A 19,235-nucleotide genomic window follows, 5' to 3' on the forward strand; every position below is an offset into this window, starting at 1 on the left:
ACCGTAGTTAATCTGTCAATTTCTGTGAGGAAAACGAATTTATGACAGGAATATCGGCGATCGAGTCGATTGTAGCGCAAGCACCTCCGTTGGGCAGCGATCCTGCTACAAATAGCCAAACTGCAGGAGTTATTTCTGAATTAGTCATCATCTTGATCATTCTGCTGCTGATTGCAACTGTTGTGGCACTCGTAACCCAACGGTTACGAATTCCCTATGTGACGGGCTTAGTGTTAGCAGGCTTGCCCATTACGGAGGTATTGTCGCGTCGAATTGGTTTAGACCCCTCTTTAGTATTAAATCTTTTTCTACCAATTCTGATTTTTGAAGCAGCTATCAATACTGATATCAGCCGTCTCCGCAGCACCTTTAAGCCGATCGCCCTGCTGGCGGGCCCAGGCTCGATCTTTTCCTCAGCAATTATCGCTATTCTGATTAAATTTGGGCTAGGACTAGACTGGATTCCGGCGTTGCTGATCGGAGTCATTCTGGCAAACACTGATACAGTCTCGATGATTGCGGTTTTTAAAGAGATCCGTGTGCCTTCCCGGCTATCCACCATCGTGGAAGGAGAAACCCTGTTCAATGATGCGGCTGCCCTGGTTTCATTCAATTTAATTCTAGTCGTTTACGCTACAGGTTCTCTTACCGTCGTGGGAGGACTTAAGGAACTGCTCGTGGTTGCCTTGGGTGGGGGACTCGTGGGAGTCATCTTAGGTTACTTGAGTCTGCCGATATTTGTTCGATTAAATGACCCGTTGAGTAGTCTCTTGCTGACTGTTGCGCTGGCGTTAGGAACATTCCAAATCGGGCAATTTTTGGGGGTATCCGGTGCGGTGGCTGTGGTGATCGCCGGACTCATTTTTGGCAATCTGGGGCTTTCTCGCAGTACGTCAGCCTCGGATCGAATTACGCTACTCAGCTTCTGGGAGTACGCTGGTTTTGGGGTCAATACATTTATTTTTCTGCTGATCGGCATTGAGATTAACCCGCTGATACTGTGGAGAATTTTGCCATCCATTCTGTTCGTTATTTTGGCGTATCAACTGGCACGGATTCTCTCGGTATATCTGTTGTTAGCGGCGCTGCGGTGGTTCGATCGTCCGATTCCCCTGCGCTGGCAACACGTTCTGTTTCTGGGAAACATCAAAGGCTCACTCTCGATGGCACTGGCGCTTAGTATTCCTCTGGGATTGACAGGACGAGATAACATCATTGCCCTGGTTTTCGGTGCAGTTTTATTCTCCTTGGTCGGACAAGGATTAAGTTTACCCTGGCTAGTAAAACGGTTACAAATCAGCCGTGTTTCTGATGTAATGCAGGAAGCTGGGCAGTTACAAATTCAGTTGATTGCTTCCAAAGCGGCTCAAGATGAGCTAGATAGTTTGCTGAAATCTGGTGTGTTGCCGAAGGCAGTTTACGAGGAGTTATGGGCATCATATCAAGCACGAGTAGCGCACTCTGAGCGAGTGCTGCGCGATCTCTACAATCAACATCGGGCCGGGCAAGTACAGGGCGATCGCAGCGGGCTAGATACGATTCGACGGCGATTGCTTATAGCAGAAAAAGGAGCAGTTAGCGATGCCCTCCGCAAGCGAATTGTCCCAGAGGATCTGGTTCATCCTTACATCAAAGATTTGGATGAGAAACTTCTAACGTTGGCAGATGACTAGCGCGAATGCCGAGGTAATCAATCATCTGGTGAACTAACTCTGGACGGGTGACGACCAAGATGGTAGAACCTGCTTCAAGAACAGTATTGCCGTTTGGAATCTCCAGATTGGCGCAGGCATGGCATTGATAACCAATAATCAGCGAACCTTTTGGAAAACGAGGGTCTTGAGCAATTTGAGCAACGGTGCTACCTGCCACCTTGCAATCGCCTGGAACTGGCAGCTTTAGTACCTCGACTTGCCCGTGTTCAAAGTGCATCATCGACTCGATTTGGGGATATTCAATCGCATTCGCCATTGATGCAACTGCCAAATCAATAGTGCTGATGATATGACTTGCTCCGGCAAGTCGATAGGCTTCTAGGAATTCGCGATCGCGCATTCGCACCACAATATGGGAAATGCCATAGCTCCTTGATAGCGTGATCAGCGCTAAATTCAGTGCATCATCCCTGAGTGCTGCAACGACTGCGTTTGCTTGTTTAATTCCCGCTTCCAGAAGAACCGTTGTACTCACCGCACTGCCTTCAAATGCCATTACTCCGATTTTTTCACGAGCAAAGCGACAGGCCAGCGGGTCGGCATCGATGATGGCAACCGTATGACCGACTTTTAATAGCTGCTGGGCTAAACCCAGCCCCATCATTCCTGCTCCACCAATTAATACGTACATGACTCTTTTTCACCCCAAGAATGAACTTTACAGATTTATCCCTATGAGTGAGATTGTTTTTGGTTTCTATCAGTTTAATCTGCTTGTGGGGTGGCTTATACCGGGCTTACTTATTACCTGTTCCACACTTAGTTTAATCTGCTTGTGTGGTTGGCATGGGAGCCAGCCCCACAAGTGATTTTCCTCAGTTAGGTACGCAGCGGGAACCCTACATAATCTTAGGCACTTTAAAAAACTCCCCATCGCGATCGGGAGCTCCTTCCAAAATACTTTCTCCCTTAGCAAAAGGTTGCAAATCGTCCGATCGCATTACATTACTAACATCGATCGCCCGCGTTGTCGGCTGCACCTTACTCGTATCGAGTTCACTCAACTGCTCGAAATAATCCAAAATACCGTTAAGTTGACCAGTAAACTGCTCTTCTTCTTCCGGCGTTAATTCCAATCTCGCTAAATTCGCTACTTTCCGAACTTCTTCTCTGTCAATCATAAAAATCTGTAATGGGAAATTGGGAATGGGGAATGGGGAATGGGGAATGAGGAATGGGGAATTGGTTATTAAGAACAATAACAAACAACAAACATATGGCAATCCTCGCATCATTTGTGAATTTCTTACTCCCTCCCCTTGATAAGGGGAGGGTTGGGGTGGGGTAAAAAGTTTACGACTCCTGCATGGATTGCTATAGAACAAATAACGAATGCCCCATGCCCCATGCCCATCCTAGTTAAAAATACACATCAATTTGCGATCGGCCTGTCGTCTTCAGCCAATTTTGCACTTCAATGTAATTGTTTGGGGCCAAGCGAATAGCCTCCTTCCAATAATCCGCAGCTTTATCAAACAGCCCTTCCGCGCCTTCAATATTGCCAGCTTCCTTTTCCTTTTCCCCTTGATAGTGGTAAATTACAGCAATATTATTCAGTGCTTGTGGCATTCTCGGATTGAGATCCAAAGCCTCGCTGTAATATTCCAAAGCTTTATCGTGTTCGCCGTTGCTAGTATGGATCAGCCCCATATTGTACAAGACATAACTGCGATCGTAAGGATCTTCCTCCAGCTTCAGCGCTTCATGATAATTGTCCAGCGCTTCAGCATATTCGCCATCTGCTTGAGCTGACATACCATCCCGGTAATAAGCAAAAGCTTCCTTCGCCTGCTTTTTGGCCGGCATAATCTTTAGGATGATATCAGCCATTACCGTGAAACTTTTGTCAATAAAGTTATCGTTGCGTTGAGTTCTTGGCATATGCGATTCTTTGGTTAGTGGCTAATCAGAAAAATTAGCCTGTAAAGTTTTCCTATTAATAATTGCGCCACTGTTGTAGTGGGCCGTTGTGTTGAGGGCGCTAAAAAGTTTAGTCGATCGCACCTGCGAACCTTAAAACACGCCCTTGGGTTTAACACCCGCGCAAGCTCTATCTATTTTATAGAACTCTTGCAAGACTGGCAAAAAAACTAGATTTCTTTAACATATCTCTGGCACTCTACACAAAACTTACAAAAACCGTGCAGAAAGGAAATGTTCTGCCTGGGGTGCAGGGGCTATCCTCTTGTGGAAGCAACGCTTACGGGCGATCGCACATCGTACCCAATAAATGTAGCCATAATCTCCCCTCCTTGACCCTCAGAGCAAACAAGCAAATAACCTGCCGAGGAGAAATTCCATCACAAAGTTTTATTAAGCTATCCGAGTTCAGCCCATACTTAAAAGTTATTCGGCAAAACACTAGCAATATTTTGCCCCAAAGTCAATCGATTTTAGATTTTAGATTTTAGATTTTAGATTTTAGCATTGACTTGCGCGAGATAAATTCGGGGGCGCCTTTATCGGATACAGGTTTTTTATTTCTGGACGGATGAATCACGTGGCGGGTATCCTGGATGCTTGATTGTCAAGGGCAGCCTCAAAAAAAATCAGAAAGCCGATCGCCAAAACCAGCTCGAATTCCCGCAATATATAATAAAAATAACCGGGTAATTTTCACAGAGAGAAACCTATGGCTCCGAATCCCACCATTATGCAAGCCGTCGAACAACTTGGCTACCGCGTTACGGTTGGAGACGTGGCGGCAAAAGCTGGATTAGATGTCAATTTTGCCCAGCGAGAACTGTTAACCCTCGCCTCCGAAGCAGGCGGCAACCTGCAAGTAGCAGAATCCGGCGACATTGCCTACCTATTTCCCAAGAACTTTCGAGATATTTTGCGAAACAAATTCTTGCGCTTGCAGTTGCAGGAATGGTGGCAAAAAATCTGGCGAGTTTTATTTTACCTGATTCGGATATCTTTTGGCATAGTGCTGGTAGCTTCCATCCTCTTAATTTTTGTTGCTATCACTATTTTAATCTCCAGTTTACTCTCCAGCAGCGACAGCAATAACGGGGGAGGAGGAGACGGTGGCGGCGGGGGCGGCAGAGGCGGCGGCTTTTCCTTTTTTCCCTACTTCTGGAACGACTTAAGCTGGATATTTTACTGGAACCATGACCAACCATACTACCAGCAGCGATCGCGCTTAACTGACCAAAAACCCGAGATGAGTTTTCTGGAAGCAGTTTTCTCATTTCTATTTGGAGATGGCAATCCGAATAAAAATCTAGAAGAGCGTAAATGGAGCGATATTGCCACGGCAATTCGCAATAACCGAGGCGCAGTCGCGGCCGAACAAATTGCCCCATATCTAGACAATCTCGGACAAGGATACGCCCGAGAATACGAAGAATATATGTTACCGGCTCTCGCCCGTTTTGACGGCCGCCCCGAAGTCAGTCCCGAAGGGCAAATAGTCTACCATTTTCCGCAATTGCAAACCACAGCCACCGAGAGAAATTCTGAACCAGTAGCAGCTTATTTGCGAGAAATGCTGTGGCGTTTTAGCAACGCCAGTTCCGGCCAAATCATGCTGGCAGCAGGGTTAGGAGCCGTCAATCTTGTCGGTGCGTTAGTTTTGGGGAATCTATTAACTAATAATTTAATCGCAGGTGGATTTATCGGTTTCGTCAGCGCTGTTTATCCCATGATCCTGATTTACGGCGTCGGATTTCTCGCAATTCCTTTAATTCGCTACTTCTGGATTCAATGGAAAAATAGCCGGATAGAATCCCGCAATCAAGAGCGTCAGCAGCGAGCAATGTTATTAAACGAACCCGATGCCAACTTGCTCAAAAAACTAGCCTACGCCCAGGAATTTGCAGCAGAAAACGTTCTGACAGGAGAAGACTTAGCTTATACAACAGAAACAGAATTAACCCAACAAGAACTAGAACAGTCAGCCAAAATAGATGCCGAGTGGCAGCGCCGGATCGATCGATCCGAAAACTTGTAATACTAATGAAAAAAACCGTTGTTTGTTGTTAAGTTAGGTTGCTAAAATTTTGCACCATTTTCAAGAATAGACAGGATGCCTGTTCCACAATAAAATATCTTTGTTGGGGAACGGGCTTTGATCTCATTGCTAATAATTGTGGCAAATATCAAATTTTATTGATGTCATAATTTTTCCTACTCTGATTTTTATTAAATAAGCTTAGGGCGTTTAAAAATTAAACAATTTTGGTCATACTTCGAGTCATGATCCAGAGCCACAAGTTCCCATCCTTCCTCCCCCAAATGATTGACAAATAGATGCAGCGAGCCTTGTTTCCAATCTCGCTGTTCTTCACCGTTTACATATAAACTAATCAGCTTGTTTCCAAAAGGATACATATTCGCATCCACAAATAAATACTCCCACTTTTGCATAGCAATCCTTAATGTAGTTAGTCATTAGTCATTAGTCATTAGTCATTAGTCATTAAGCTGTTGTGCATTTAAATAGAATGTCAAAAAACAATCTAATTCTTGTGGGGTGGGCGTCTCGCCCGCCCTGAATATGCAATTTAAATGCGTGACAGCTTAGTCATTAGTCATTAGTCATTAGTCATTAGTCATTAGTCATTAGTCATTAGTCATTCCCAATTCCCAATTTCCAATACTTCGGCTACGCGGTTTCTGGCCTGCCACTACGCGGTTCCCGAGCGTAGTCGAAGGGCCGTACAAGTTCCCAATTCCTTGTATTCAGGACACGGAAGTCAGAGATACAGGAATAGTTGTTTTTCCGTTCTTCCTTCTTCCTTCTTCCTTCTTCCTTCTTCCTTCTTCCTTCTTCCTTCTTCCTGACATCCGTTACATCCGTTACATAATCCGTTGCCGAACTTCTTTTTTGCCCACTCCCAGCAGTTACTGGACTGCAATTCTAGCCAAAGTAGCACCTCGGTAATAGTGCAACAAAATCTGCTGGTAGCCGTATCCTTGCCTGGCCAAATTGTATGCCCCCCACTGACTCATTCCTACAGCGTGACCGAAACCTTTGCCCGCAACTTGAAAACCCGTAGGAGCTTGGCCACTGTTCCTTGGGTTCCCACCGCCCCCATATTGAGGAATCACGGTGAACCGCGTACTCCTCAAATTTAAAACCCGGCGTAAATCTGCGCCAGTCATGACCCTAGAACCGCCATCTCCGACTACTTTCATCCTCAAAACGCTGCCGTGAGCGGTAGTGCGTTCTGGCTTCATCGAGATCACATTGCCCACGCCAGAAATCTTACTGCTGATTTGAGCCCGAGAAAAATTTTCTTTCCATTGGTAAACCGGGGCCCCTTGGTCGAAGTCAGGAACAGCACGCAGGTAAGGCAGAGGTTCCGTCCAAACATCCTCGACATTTTCAGTATGGCCCCCAGAGGCAGAGTGGAAAGCTGCTAAAATAATCTGACCGTTGTAGGCCAGAACTTGACCGGCGGTTGCATCGACTGCCGAATAAGTGCCAGAAGATTCTGTTTGCAATCCTTTGTAAACCTGCGAATACTGAGTGCTGTCCACGTCGTAAAGGTCGGTTTCGCTTTTCATTCGCTGGTGGATAGCGTAGGAACGGGCGGCGACTGCTTGGGCTTTCAAAGCCTCTTGAGGCCAATTGCCACTCATCTCGGCGCCGAGAACGCTGTAGAGATATTGTTCGATATCGACGTAGTTGATGGCAGTCAAGCCTCCTTTTTGGGGAACTAGAAGGGTGCGTCCCCGATACCAACGATCGCCAATCCAAACATAACCGTTCCCCGTCGGCTCGATCCAAACTTGGTTGGCGGCCCAGCGACCAATTGCCACTGTTCCCGATCGAAATTGAGCCGACTGAGAACTGTTTGCCGGCAGTTCGCCCAAATTGCGCCCGCTACCGTCGCGGATTGCAGCCTTAGTAGAACTGCCGACTTTTACCTGACTTGCCCCGTCTTGTACCGCCACTCGCAAGATCAGCGCGGCCTGTGCTGGGGCTACCATTGCCAGCCAAAACAACAAGGAAATCCAAAAGTAGCGTTTTTTTAATGTCGAAAGAACGGAAACAAAGAATACTCCTGACTGCATTTGAAAATTTTCCTCCTGTGCTGTGTGAGTTTAAGAATTTTTAAGGGAAGGGAAGGGAAAAAGGAAGGGGAACGGAAGAAAGAAAACGTTAGAATTGGGTTTGGCACTCTGTGCGCTTGTCGAAAATGATTTTAGCAAGTAGATGTTCCCAGGAACAGCGATTTATCCCGGTTCCTGCCTGCGACTATTTCCTGTATGTCGGATCAGCCGCACTCTGGATATATGTAACATATTTTTTAAGACTTAATTGAGGTGATTTGACTCTTGCAGATTACATTTCTCGGAACTAGCTCCGGCGTACCCACGCGATCGCGCAACGTTTCCAGCATCGCCCTCCGCTTGCCCCAGCGAGCGGAACTCTGGCTGTTTGACTGCGGCGAAGGAACTCAGCACCAGTTTCTCCGCAGCGAGCTCAAAGTCAGCCAACTAAGCCGCATTTTCATCACTCACCTGCACGGCGACCACATTTTCGGCTTAATGGGTTTGCTGGCTAGCTGCGGTTTGGCGGGGAATGTCAAGCGCATCGATCTTTACGGGCCTCCGGGACTTGAAGAATATTTGCAAGCTGGCGTTCGTTATTCTCAAACTCATTTTTCTTACCCGGTTAAGGTACACAAAATTCACGAGGGAGTCATCTATGAAGATGACGAATATATTGTTAGCTGCGGCCCTTTGAAGCACCGAGTTACTGCTTTTGGTTATCGAGTAACTGAGAAAGATCGTCCGGGACATTTTGATGTAGAAAAAGCGAAGGCAGCGGGCATTCCTTCCGGGCCACTTTACGGTCAATTAAAACAAGGAAAGACGGTAAAGTTAGAGGATGGGCGACAGTTTAAAGGTACGGATTTTTGCGGCCCGGATCAAGTCGGGCGGAAGTTTGTTTACTGTACTGACACGGTTTTTTGTGACGGGGCCGTGGAATTAGCGAAGGATGCTGATTTGTTGGTGCATGAAGCTACTTTTGCTCATCAAGATGCTCAAATGGCTTTCGATCGCCTGCATTCAACTTCGACAATGGCGGCTCAAGTTGCTTTGATCGCTGGGGCGAAACAGCTAATTATGACGCATTTTAGCCCGCGTTATGCTCCTGGAAATGCGATCGTCCTGGATGATTTGCTCAAGGAAGCGCAGGCAATTTTTCCGAATACGAAAATGGCTTACGACTTTTTGACTTACGAAGTGCCACGCCCTGTTTAAAACTAGGATTAATCTGGGCTCAGATGTGAGAGCATTTTCAATAAGGGCGATCGGGGCGGGCAAGATGCCCACCCCACAAAAACATTAATCTCTTGTGGAACAGGCATCTTGCCTGTTGCGGAAATTAATCCTACAAAAACATTAATCTCTTGTGGAACAGGCATCTTGCCTGTTGCGGAAATTAATCCTACAAAAACATTAATCTCTTGTGGAACAGGCATCTTGCCTGTTACGCCCTGGAATTGTCAATAAGCATATATACCTCAGTGGCGATCGCTACCCACCTTCACCAACTTCAATCCAAAATCCAAAATCCAAAATCCAAAATCGGTCGATCGCCCCCAGCGACGGCCTAGGAGACCCAATGGTTGCTACAATCGGGGAGGGTATATGTTGTGGCTAACACTACAGCCCGTAACCCTGAAAGCTAATAGCTAAATTATTAAAAATCTGCCTCTCCTGCCATGTTTAAAAATCTGCTAGGCGATCCCAACGCGCGCAAACTGAGAAAATTTCAGCCTTGGGTAGCTGATATCAATATTTTGGAAGAAGACTTCCGCGCACTCTCAGACGACGGCCTCAGAGGAAAAACGGCCGAGTTTCAACAACGTCTGGCAAAAGCTAAATCTATCAACGAAGAAAAAGAGATCCTAGACGAAATCTTGCCGGAAGCTTTTGCAGTGGTGCGGGAAGCGGGACAGCGGGTTTTGGGACTGCGCCACTTTGATGTCCAACTCCTCGGGGGCATTATCCTGCACAAAGGCCAAATTGCGGAAATGAAAACCGGTGAGGGCAAAACTCTGGTGGCGACACTGCCGGCTTACCTCAACGCCCTCAACGGTAAAGGCGTACACATCATCACCGTCAACGATTATCTCGCAAGACGGGACGCAGAATGGATGGGACAGGTGCACCGCTTCCTGGGATTGACTGTGGGACTGATTCAGCAGGGCATGGATCAGGTGGAACGAAAGAAAAATTATAACTGCGATATTACCTACGCCACTAACAGCGAAGTCGGCTTTGATTATTTGCGCGACAACATGGCTACTGTCATGGAAGATGTAGTGCAGCGTCCTTTTAATTTTTGCGTGATTGACGAGGTTGACTCGGTGCTGATTGATGAAGCACGGACGCCTTTAATTATTTCCGGCCAGGTGGAACGCCCCAGTGAGAAGTATATCCGGGCGGCTGAGGTGGCTGCTGCTCTGAGAAAGGAAAATGAAGAACATTACGAGGTTGACGAAAAAGCTCGGAATGTGCTACTGACCGATGAAGGCTTTGGTGAAGCTGAGAATTTGTTGGGTGTTACGGATTTGTACGACCCGGCTGACCCTTGGGCGCATTACATTTTTAATGCGATTAAGGCGAAGGAATTGTTTATTAAGGATATTAACTACATCGTCAATGCCGATCGCGAAGTGGTGATTGTGGATGAGTTTACCGGTCGGGTGATGCCGGGACGGCGCTGGAGTGACGGTTTGCACCAGGCGATCGAAGCTAAGGAACGGGCGGAAATTCAGCCGGAAACTCAGACGCTGGCGACAATTACTTATCAGAATTTCTTTTTGCTTTATCCGAAGCTGTCGGGGATGACGGGGACGGCGAAGACTGAAGAGACTGAGTTTGAGAAGATTTACAATCTGGAAGTAACGCTGATTCCCACTAACCGGATTACCAGCCGTACTGACCTTTCGGATATGGTTTATAAGGGGGAGCCTGGGAAGTGGAATGCGATCGCCCAAGAATGCGCGGAAATGCACGAGATCGGTCGGCCGGTGCTGGTGGGTACTACGAGTGTGGAAAAGTCTGAGTTGCTGTCGCGGCTGCTGCTGGAGAGGAAAATTCCTCACAATTTGCTGAATGCTAAACCGGAAAATGTGGAGCGGGAATCAGAAATTATTGCTCAAGCCGGACGCAAAGGCGCTGTCACGATCGCGACCAACATGGCGGGACGCGGTACTGATATTATTTTGGGCGGTAATTCTGAGTACATGGCGCGCCTCAAGTTGCGGGAGTATTTTATGCCCCGGATTGTGCAACCCGAAGATGAGGACGGGTTTTCGCTGGTGCAAGTACCCGGTATTGGCGGCCGCCCCGCACCTCAAGGTTTTGGTCAAACTGCGAAAAAGGTAAAGTCTTGGAAAGCTTCGGCGCAGATTTTCCCGACGCAGCTATCGAAAGATGCTGAGCAAATGCTCAAAGCGGCGGTGGAATTGGCGGTGAAGGAGTACGGCGAGCGATCGCTCACGGAATTGCAAGCCGATGATATCGTGGCTATAGCTTCGGAAAAAGCGCCGACAAAAGACCCCGTAATTCAAAAATTGCGGGAAGCTTACAATTTAACTCGCAGGGAATACGATGCTTTTACCAGCACCGAACACGATGAAGTCGTGCGGTTGGGAGGCTTGCACGTCATCGGTACCGAACGCCACGAATCGCGCCGGATCGACAATCAGTTGCGCGGCCGGGCGGGACGCCAAGGAGACCCGGGTTCTACACGGTTTTTCTTGAGTTTGGATGACAATTTGCTCAGGATTTTCGGCGGCGAACGGGTGGCCGGTATGATGAAGGCTTTCGGTGTTGAGGAAGATATGCCGATCGAATCGGGAATGCTGACTCGTTCCCTCGAAGGCGCTCAGAAAAAAGTCGAAACCTACTATTACGACATCCGCAAGCAGGTATTTGAATACGACGAAGTGATGAACAATCAGCGTCGAGCAATCTATGCAGAACGTCGCCGAGTATTGGAAGGTTTGGACTCGAAAGAACAGGTAATTAGATATGCCGAACAGACGATGGACGACATCGTGGGAGCATACATCAATCCCGATTTACCTTCGGAAGAATGGGAACTCGACAAACTTGTCAGCAAGGTGAAGGAATTTGTTTATCTGCTGGCTGACATGACACCGGATCAGCTAGAAGATTTGTCTGTTGAGGAAATTAAAACATTCCTGCACGAACAAGTCCGCAATGCTTACGACATTAAAGAAGCGGAAGTTAATGCAATCCGAGCTGAATTGATGCGAGATGCGGAACGGTTCTTTATTTTGCAGCAAATTGATACTTTGTGGCGGGAACACTTGCAACAAATGGATGCTTTGCGGGAGTCTGTAGGGCTGCGCGGTTACGGCCAGAAAGACCCGCTGATCGAGTACAAAACTGAAGGTTACGAGCTGTTCTTGGACATGATGACGGATATCCGCCGCAATGTGGTTTATTCGCTGTTCCAGTTCCAGCCGCAGCCGGCAATGCAAGTTTCACCAGAGATGGTTTGACGCAGTTGAAAATTGAAGGAAAATGAGATCGCGCAGTCTCCACCCATAATCTTTGATTTGGGTGGGGTTAGCGATATGCAACCAATAAAAGCGAACCAACAATCGTCTGAGTCAAAACTCTCATCTGTTTCTGCCAAGAAGTCTGTTAAGAAAAAGGGCGATCGTGCCAGAAAGAAGTTATATCAAATCCGGTTAAATCGGAATCATGCAGTATAGAGTAGTGCGAGCGTCTCGCTCGCACTGACCATCCAAATATATAAATAATTCCGTTCCAACCGGAAACGATATTAGCCATTAAAGAAGCTAGAATACATCAGAAAATAGCTCCGTCTGGCTCATCCCATCACTATATCGGAAGCCCCAACCATAATTTTTATTGGGTGGGGATACATCACAAATAGTGGTGCAAAGTAAGGGTATTACAATTTAGTGAATTCTTGAACTTTGACTGTCGCTCTTTCATTTTAGCCTAATTTTTAACCGCCTTTGCTATCGCAATACTCCGGACAGTTTTTGGAACGAGACTACAAGCTTACGCGGCGCAAGGATCATAAATAAAGTCCAATTAAATGCAACGAGCGGGGTGGAGCTGACATTGATTTAATTATCCACAGTGGCTCAAAGTCCTACAGAATAAGCCATTGGGCCATATACAAACTGGTGTTGCTGATTCACGGTATGAATCAACTTTTCGCTTGATGTTACAAAACTCACCCTCCCGGGTCTTATAGCAATTGGGAAATGTGAATTCCTACCTAAATTCAGCAACGCCTAAAAACTGTCCGGATTATTGCTATCGGGGAGTGTAAAAAATATCCCCTGACGATTGACCAGAATCATCACAATTGAGAGGTTTAGTTATGAAAAATAATGTGTGGATTGCCAGCGGTTTAGCGCTTTCTCTTATCACTAGCGCTTTGACTGCTAGTGCTGCTTCTTTTCGCAATGACATTACTGGCGTAAAAAATGCTCCTAATGCCACACCTTGGGGAGGATGGTCTACCGCAATTTATTGCCCTGGTGGTAGCTACGTGGGTGGATATTCGATGAGGGTTGAACCGAATCAAGGTGGGGGCGACGATACTGCACTCAATGCTGTTGCCTTATATTGTTACGATCGTGCGGGAAACATGGTCGAGCGGATTGTACCACATCCGGGATTTTGGGGGAATTGGGGTGAAGGAGCTAATTGCCCGAAAGGAAGTTATGCAACAGCATTTAAACTGAAAGTAGAACCACCACAAGGCAATGGTGATGATACAGGAGCAAATTCTGTAACTTTTGGCTGTAGTAATAGTAATAGCACTGTAATTGAAGCATCTGGTGGAGCTCAATGGGGAGCTTGGACACCAAATTGGGTAACAGGTCCGCCGAATTCGGCAATTTGTGGTGTTCGCGCGAAAGTTGAAGGTCAGCAAGGAAGGGGAGATGATACTGCTTTGAATGATTTAGAGTTTAGCTGGTGCAAATTACCACAACCGCCTACCCCAGTTAAACCACAGCCTACACCACCAACTCCAACGCCAAATGGAGGTAACAGTGGCATCCGCCTTTTTGAAAATCCTGTCGGTGAAAATGGTATCCCAATTGATGTAGCGCTAAAAGGTGCTAATGGGCTAGATCCTAACGCACGCCAATTGGGGGCAGATACGTTTTGTCGGTTGAGGGGATATGGAAAGGCTGTGAACTTCCAATTGGCAAGTGGAAGCAACAGGGGTACATTGCAATTCGATCCAAGCACAGGAAGCTGGACACCCTGCCCGAGTTGTGGGATGTATTTTACGAGGGTAGCTTGTCAATAAATAGCAGTACGGGCGATTTAGTGGTTAGAAACTAATGAAGCTGTAAGTTTTAATCTGAATGGAGGAGTTGCTGTCAGTGCTACGGCAATTAACGTCGGCACTAACTATTTGGGTATGGTTGAAGCGGTTGCTCAAAGCGATATTACAACAAATGTTTTTGTTGTAAGGTAGTTTCTGTAGCGCGGGCTTTTCGGGCCTAGTTGAGTGGAATTAAGTGCGATCGCCTTTGAGTTTGACTTGAGGCGATCGCACTTTGCTTTAATACTCGTAGACGCACGACTGGTCACAAACCGGCTTTTTTTACGAGAAGACGCGTACAGCCCGCAGAAACTGCCAAAAACCAGGTTTCTAAAGTTAGACCCAATCTTCTTGATCGCTTTTTTGTCGCCTGTAAACCTCACCTGTAGCGTGAATTTTACGGGTTTGTTCGTAAAGAGTTTCTTCGGTATAATTCCATTGTTGCAGGACTTTTTTTAAGTCTGATTGAATATCTCTAGCGCCGGGAAAGCCTCGGTAGCGAATTATTAATCTTGCTAATTCCGATAAATTGTATTCGGTTGCTTCTCCTGCTAATAAAGTATCGACACTGGCTCGATCGCGCTTGTATTGCGGATGCTGCTGATCTTGAGTTTTTTCTAATGAATCCATATTAAGTAAGTGGGTAGAAATAAACATTACATGGGAGCGGGCGGGTTTATAAGATTATTAGTCTTAGGCTATTATGGTTGGTAAAACCCGCCCCTACAATTCAGGTTGTTCTAGGATTCTTTTTGGTGTTTAACTACATATTTATATTTCCCAATCATCAGAATACCAAAAACTTCGACTTCTTGAAAAAGTCAAGATTCTGATTATTTGCTTGTGTTGTCGCTTCAGTCATCCCCAGAAATTTTTGTGTTTGTTCAGTAATACCAAATAGTCGATCGCCCTGACAAAAGATTTCCCAGGCGCGAATTCCCATAAAACCAATACCTGCAACCGCCAAGGGCATCGCTGCGGCACCTAAAAGCGCGGCAATGGGGGGAAATATCATGCACAGTGTTAACAGAATGCCAGTAATAATACCGCCAGCAATGCCAGCTTTGGCGGTGGCGGTGGCGACTTGTTCGACTAACTCTGACTGGGTAATTTTGCCTTCAACGCACAATAGCGAGTTTTCTAAGATAGAAAATATTAACTCAATTACTGCGGCGGCGATCGCCCCTTTCATTGCAGCCCCAACGATTTCCGCAACTGCTGCTTTAAACGCTGCATCCGCTAAAACTTGCTTAGCGACTGCTAATTCTGCAGCAGTCATGTCTACACCACCGCGAGCACGATTCACCCAAAAATATTCAAAAATCCCGTTAGCAGCTTCGCTTCCGCCTCCATTGACGTGCGCTTGGATGTGACTCCAATCTTTATCTTGACAGAAGTTGCGAATTGCTTCTGGGCCTTGGGCACGAATTTGGGCGGGTATGGATTCAAATACTTTTGCTGCTTCTTTAACATTTCGCATTCCGTCACGCACGCCAGCCCTAGCAAATTTCAATTGCAGATTTCTTGGCAGGTTCTCAAAACGGATGTTATGTGCTATTTTAAAAGCTTCTTGAGTGGCGATCGCCCCAGCACTAACCATTGAACTTGGCGCTGATTGTACCCACCCTGTTAATACAGTTGCACTTTCCTCAACTTTAGCAGCGATTTCGTTGGCTAAGTTTTGGGTATCGGCAACAGTTTCTTGTACTTTAGCCGTTAGGAATTGGAGCGGATTCTGGCTAATTTCCATGTTGATCCAGCTTGCATCATTAATAATTGAATTATTCCGACTATAACATTCCTCTTCAGTAAGTGTGATTTTTTACTAAATTGCTTCTAGCTTCTAACTCCGGCTGTAAATTTAGAGCTTTTTTTTGATAAAATAAACCTTCATTAATTCGACCTTGCTCTTCCAAACTTTTGCCTAAATTCCAATAAGCGACGGCTAAATCTGGTTGAATAACGATAGATTTTTGATAGTAAGTTATGGCGTCATCGAGCTGGCCTTGTTTGTAAAACATACTGCCCAAGTTAACATAGGCTTCGACAAAATTAGGATCGAATTCGATCGCCTTGGAGTAGGCGCGAATCGCCGCCTCTATTTTGCCTTGGGCTTGCAGGATATTGCCTAGAGTTTTGTAGGCGGCGGCGAAATTGGGTTGCTGGCGAAGTGCTTGGTAACAGGAGGCGATCGCCTCTACATATTTCTGTTGCGTATAATAAATTTCTGCGATCTTGTTGAGTGCGATCGCATTATCTGCTGGAATGGCTAGTAATTTTTGATATTGAGCGATCGCCTCCTCAAGTTTTCCTGATTTCTGGAGGCTCTCGCCCGCTGACAAATACTGCTCTGCTAACTCGGAATTTGCGGTCATAGATTTTACTTTAACAGCCAAAACTACTTTACCACAACTGTTAGTTAGCAACCGCGATTTCTAGGGATATTATGACTATTTTCAATTTTAAATTTGTTTTTGTACCAACAGTTCGGACAGTTTTTGATTACCAACCGTAGCATAGAGGTTTTAGGGAACTCCGATTAAAGCGAGATAAAAGTCAGCAAAGTTCTGGACGCACTCTTGACGATCTGAAACCCGGTTGCTGACTATATTTCTCGCTCCTGTTAGCAAAACTCATAGAAACCAGGTTTCTAACACCCCATGCGTGGGCATTGAAACTGTCCGAAGTGTTGATATATCAATTAACTGAATGTTCGATCGCCCTAGCTGTTCAAAAATTGATCGAACGGGCGATCGAAAAAATTAAGGATACAGTCGCCACACCTTAATCGTGTCGTCAAAACTGCCACTGATCAGAGTTTTGTCTTGAGGATTAAAAGCCAAATCCACCCAAGTAGAATGACCCTTCAGCGTGACCACCGTGTCGGCGGGACTCATCTGCCACCGCTGGCCGGGACTCAGCCGCCACAGCTTGATAGTGCCGCTCAAATCGGCGCTGGCGAGTTTGTCTCCGTCGGGACTGAAAGCCAAGGACTTAACCTTGTCGGAATGGGCACTCAAAGTCCGCAGCAGAGAACCGTCGGGCTTCTGGGAGTGATGATTTGGGCTGATATCCCACAACTTCACCGTCTTGTCCCAACTGCCGCTGGCGAGAGTTTGACCGTCCGGGCTGATGGCAAGAGACCAAACCGCCTCGGAATGACCCCAAAAAGTGTCTTTGAATTCCCCAGTCTGCCAGTTCCACAGGTTGATCTTACCGTCGCTGCTGCCGATCGCCAAAGTTTCTCGATCAGGACTGAAAGCCACCGACTGCACCTCGTCCAAAACCCCCTTGAGAGTTTCCAACTCGGCCCCGCCTTCGACTTGCCACAACTTCAAAGTTTTGTCCTTACCGACACTGGCCACGGTCTGGCTATCGGGACTGAAAACCACCGAGAACACGCCGTCTTGGTGTCCGTCCAAAGTCCGAATTAACTTGCCAGAATAGAAACTCCACAATTTAATCGTACCGTCAACGCCGCCGCTGGCGATCGTCCTGCCGTCGGGACTGACAGCCACCGACCACACCGGCCCCAAATGTCCTGCTAAAACCTTGAGCAGCTTGCCGTGACGCTTGTGCCGCAAGTGAATTGTGCCGTCGTTATTTCCGCTGACGATCACGCGGCCCTGGGGAGCAACTGCTACCGCCCAAATTGGGTTTTTGTCTTGATCCGCCAGAGTGCGTACAGCAGGCCCTGACGGCGATGCCTTACTCCTGAAATTCTGCATCGGGGGCGGATTGAACCGAATTTCGGGAATGCTAGAAGCAGGCTCACCAGAAGTGAAAGCCTGCGGTGCAGGAGATGGCAAGCGAACACCCAGCACTACGGAAAGCAGGGCAACCGTAGTTGCTCCCCACATTGCCAAAGTCCACTTGGGTTTGCTGAGAATCACGTCTACCGGTGCCGGGCCGTATTTCATGTCTGTGAGAATTGCCTCGGTCGAGCGATAGCGTTTTGATGGTTCTCGCTGCACCATTTTATCCAGGATGCGGCCGAGTCGCGCCGAAACTGGTACTTTCAAATAATGCCTCCAAGCCCAACTTTCGGCTTTGATGTCAAACAAATCAAAGGGCGACATTCCCGTTAACAAGTGAATGCAAGTGACGCCCAAACTGTAGATGTCACTGCTCTTAATCGCTTGGCCTTTAATTTGTTCCGGCGCCGCGTATTCGGCAGAACCTGTCACCGTTTCTGTTTTGATCGGGCCACTATTAGCCCGAATTGCCGCGCCGAAATCGACTAAAACTAGCCCAGAGGAATTTTCCTGAGACACGGAATGTAAATCCTCTTTCCCTGCCCAAGCTGGGGATGCTTGGGGATTTTTGCGGTGAATAATATTCGACGGTTTGATATCTCCGTGAATCAGTTGATTTTCATGAACAAATTGCAGGACGGGCAACAATTCGCTCAGCAGATACCAAATTTGAATTTCTTTAACAACACCTTTTTCTGAAAGCCGATCGGCTAAATTGCGGCCTTCGATGTATTCTTGCACTAAATACTGGCAGCCTTCGAGTTCAAAAGATGCCAGCAGTTTAGGTATTTGCGGATGTTTCCCCAACTCGTCGAGAACTGAGGCTGAGCCGCGAAATGTCCGGTTTTGCTGTGTGCCACCGTCTGCGGCTGCTGAGCTGCAGAACTGTTGAATGATGCAGCGGGGTTGCGAAGGCTGGTCTTCATCGACTGCTAAGAAGGTACGGCAAGTGAGACTTTGACCGAGGGTGTGAAAGACTCGGTAGCGGCCTTTTAGCAGCAAGTTCGACTCGCAACTTTTGCAGACTGTCGCGCGATCGAGATTTTGGGGATTCTGGCAATGGGGATTGGTGCAGTAACTCATTTGTCTTTCCGCTGGAGACCCCCGTCCGACATTCTTGCTGGTGGGGGAGGAAAGCGGGGCGGTGCGTGCCGCTTCCTGTGGACAAATTAAATAATTAATTGGAATCTTTGCTTGATCATAATTGTTTCCCAGATTTTCGCCACAATTGCTGCCGTCGATCGCGCGTAAATAATTGCTGACTTTCCTGCGAGCAAGGTTTAATAGGTCGAGCATAGGGGCGGGCTCTCCTGCCCAACCCCTACTCCCCACAAGAAAATCATTCTTTGTGGAACAGGCCCGAAAGCTTGTTCTTTAGAATGGTGCAATATCTCAGTTGTTACCGAATTAAGCTATACTGTCATTGCGAATACTTGCATTGCG

Annotated in this window: 15 protein-coding genes; 5 read left to right on the forward strand and 10 right to left on the reverse strand. The window is 47.0% G+C overall.

The window, feature by feature from the left end:
* Window positions 1–41 precede the first annotated feature (41 nt).
* The gene (locus QUB26_RS16380; protein WP_333318847.1) at window positions 42–1,673 is read left to right on the forward strand and encodes a sodium:proton antiporter; all 1,632 of its coding nucleotides are present in this window, start codon (window positions 42–44) and stop codon (window positions 1,671–1,673) included.
* On the opposite strand, the gene QUB26_RS16385 is transcribed toward QUB26_RS16380, so the two are convergent.
* The 3 genes from QUB26_RS16385 to QUB26_RS16395 all read right to left on the reverse strand — a co-directional run bounded on the left by QUB26_RS16385 (window position 1,630) and on the right by QUB26_RS16395 (window position 3,596).
* On the reverse strand, window positions 1,630–2,346 hold the full coding sequence (locus QUB26_RS16385; RefSeq protein WP_333259050.1) for a TrkA family potassium uptake protein: 717 nt from the start codon (window positions 2,344–2,346) through the stop codon (window positions 1,630–1,632). The genes QUB26_RS16380 and QUB26_RS16385 overlap by 44 nt on opposite strands.
* 208 nt (window positions 2,347–2,554) lie before the next feature.
* Window positions 2,555–2,836 carry an Asp-tRNA(Asn)/Glu-tRNA(Gln) amidotransferase subunit GatC gene (gene gatC, locus QUB26_RS16390; RefSeq protein WP_006635952.1) on the reverse strand — a complete coding sequence of 94 codons (282 nt, stop codon included), beginning with the start codon at window positions 2,834–2,836 and terminating at the stop codon, window positions 2,555–2,557.
* A gap of 238 nt (window positions 2,837–3,074) precedes the next feature.
* The gene (locus QUB26_RS16395) at window positions 3,075–3,596 is read right to left on the reverse strand and encodes a photosystem I assembly protein Ycf3 (protein WP_333039118.1); all 522 of its coding nucleotides are present in this window, start codon (window positions 3,594–3,596) and stop codon (window positions 3,075–3,077) included.
* A 751-nt stretch (window positions 3,597–4,347) separates the two neighbouring features.
* On the opposite strand from QUB26_RS16395, the gene QUB26_RS16400 reads away from it, so the two are divergent.
* Window positions 4,348–5,670, forward strand: coding sequence for a hypothetical protein (locus tag QUB26_RS16400; protein WP_333318850.1), 1,323 nt, complete (start codon window positions 4,348–4,350; stop codon window positions 5,668–5,670).
* A 191-nt stretch (window positions 5,671–5,861) separates the two neighbouring features.
* On the opposite strand, the gene QUB26_RS16405 is transcribed toward QUB26_RS16400, so the two are convergent.
* Together QUB26_RS16405 and QUB26_RS16410 are read right to left on the reverse strand one after the other, a co-directional pair.
* Window positions 5,862–6,086, reverse strand: a complete 225-nt coding sequence (locus QUB26_RS16405; RefSeq protein ID WP_015174403.1) for a hypothetical protein — start codon at window positions 6,084–6,086, stop codon at window positions 5,862–5,864.
* Between the two features lie 477 nt (window positions 6,087–6,563).
* Window positions 6,564–7,739, reverse strand: a complete 1,176-nt coding sequence (locus QUB26_RS16410; protein WP_333318852.1) for a SpoIID/LytB domain-containing protein — start codon at window positions 7,737–7,739, stop codon at window positions 6,564–6,566.
* A 264-nt stretch (window positions 7,740–8,003) separates the two neighbouring features.
* On the opposite strand from QUB26_RS16410, the gene QUB26_RS16415 reads away from it, so the two are divergent.
* Window positions 8,004–8,936: a ribonuclease Z gene (locus QUB26_RS16415; protein ID WP_333318855.1), complete on the forward strand. Its 933-nt coding sequence runs from the start codon at window positions 8,004–8,006 to the stop codon at window positions 8,934–8,936.
* Between the two features lie 8 nt (window positions 8,937–8,944).
* Here the strand turns inward: QUB26_RS16415 and QUB26_RS16420 are convergent, their stop codons facing one another.
* Window positions 8,945–9,157, reverse strand: a complete 213-nt coding sequence (locus QUB26_RS16420) for a hypothetical protein (RefSeq protein WP_333318857.1) — start codon at window positions 9,155–9,157, stop codon at window positions 8,945–8,947.
* A 243-nt stretch (window positions 9,158–9,400) separates the two neighbouring features.
* Here QUB26_RS16420 and secA point away from each other — a divergent pair, with 243 nt between their 5' ends.
* Both secA and QUB26_RS16430 read left to right on the forward strand, forming a co-directional pair.
* On the forward strand, window positions 9,401–12,217 hold the full coding sequence (gene secA, locus QUB26_RS16425; RefSeq protein WP_333243369.1) for a preprotein translocase subunit SecA: 2,817 nt from the start codon (window positions 9,401–9,403) through the stop codon (window positions 12,215–12,217).
* Window positions 12,218–13,077: 860 nt separating this feature from the next.
* The gene (locus QUB26_RS16430) at window positions 13,078–14,019 is read left to right on the forward strand and encodes a hypothetical protein (protein ID WP_333243366.1); all 942 of its coding nucleotides are present in this window, start codon (window positions 13,078–13,080) and stop codon (window positions 14,017–14,019) included.
* 354 nt (window positions 14,020–14,373) lie between these two features.
* On the opposite strand, the gene QUB26_RS16435 is transcribed toward QUB26_RS16430, so the two are convergent.
* The 4 genes from QUB26_RS16435 to QUB26_RS16450 all read right to left on the reverse strand — a co-directional run bounded on the left by QUB26_RS16435 (window position 14,374) and on the right by QUB26_RS16450 (window position 19,088).
* Entirely contained in the window at window positions 14,374–14,667 is a 294-nt protein-coding gene (locus QUB26_RS16435) for a DUF3288 family protein (RefSeq protein ID WP_333318859.1), read from the reverse strand.
* A gap of 157 nt (window positions 14,668–14,824) precedes the next feature.
* Window positions 14,825–15,787 (reverse strand): hypothetical protein, encoded by a 963-nt coding sequence (locus QUB26_RS16440; RefSeq protein ID WP_333318861.1) that lies wholly within the window; start codon window positions 15,785–15,787, stop codon window positions 14,825–14,827.
* Window positions 15,788–15,842: 55 nt separating this feature from the next.
* Entirely contained in the window at window positions 15,843–16,412 is a 570-nt protein-coding gene (locus tag QUB26_RS16445; protein ID WP_333243357.1) for a tetratricopeptide repeat protein, read from the reverse strand.
* 387 nt (window positions 16,413–16,799) lie between these two features.
* Window positions 16,800–19,088: a serine/threonine-protein kinase gene (locus QUB26_RS16450; protein ID WP_333318865.1), complete on the reverse strand. Its 2,289-nt coding sequence runs from the start codon at window positions 19,086–19,088 to the stop codon at window positions 16,800–16,802.
* Window positions 19,089–19,235: the final 147 nt, after the last annotated feature.

Origin of the sequence: Microcoleus sp. B4-C1, assembly GCF_036705285.1 — a bacterium.
Classification (GTDB): domain Bacteria; phylum Cyanobacteriota; class Cyanobacteriia; order Cyanobacteriales; family Microcoleaceae; genus Microcoleus.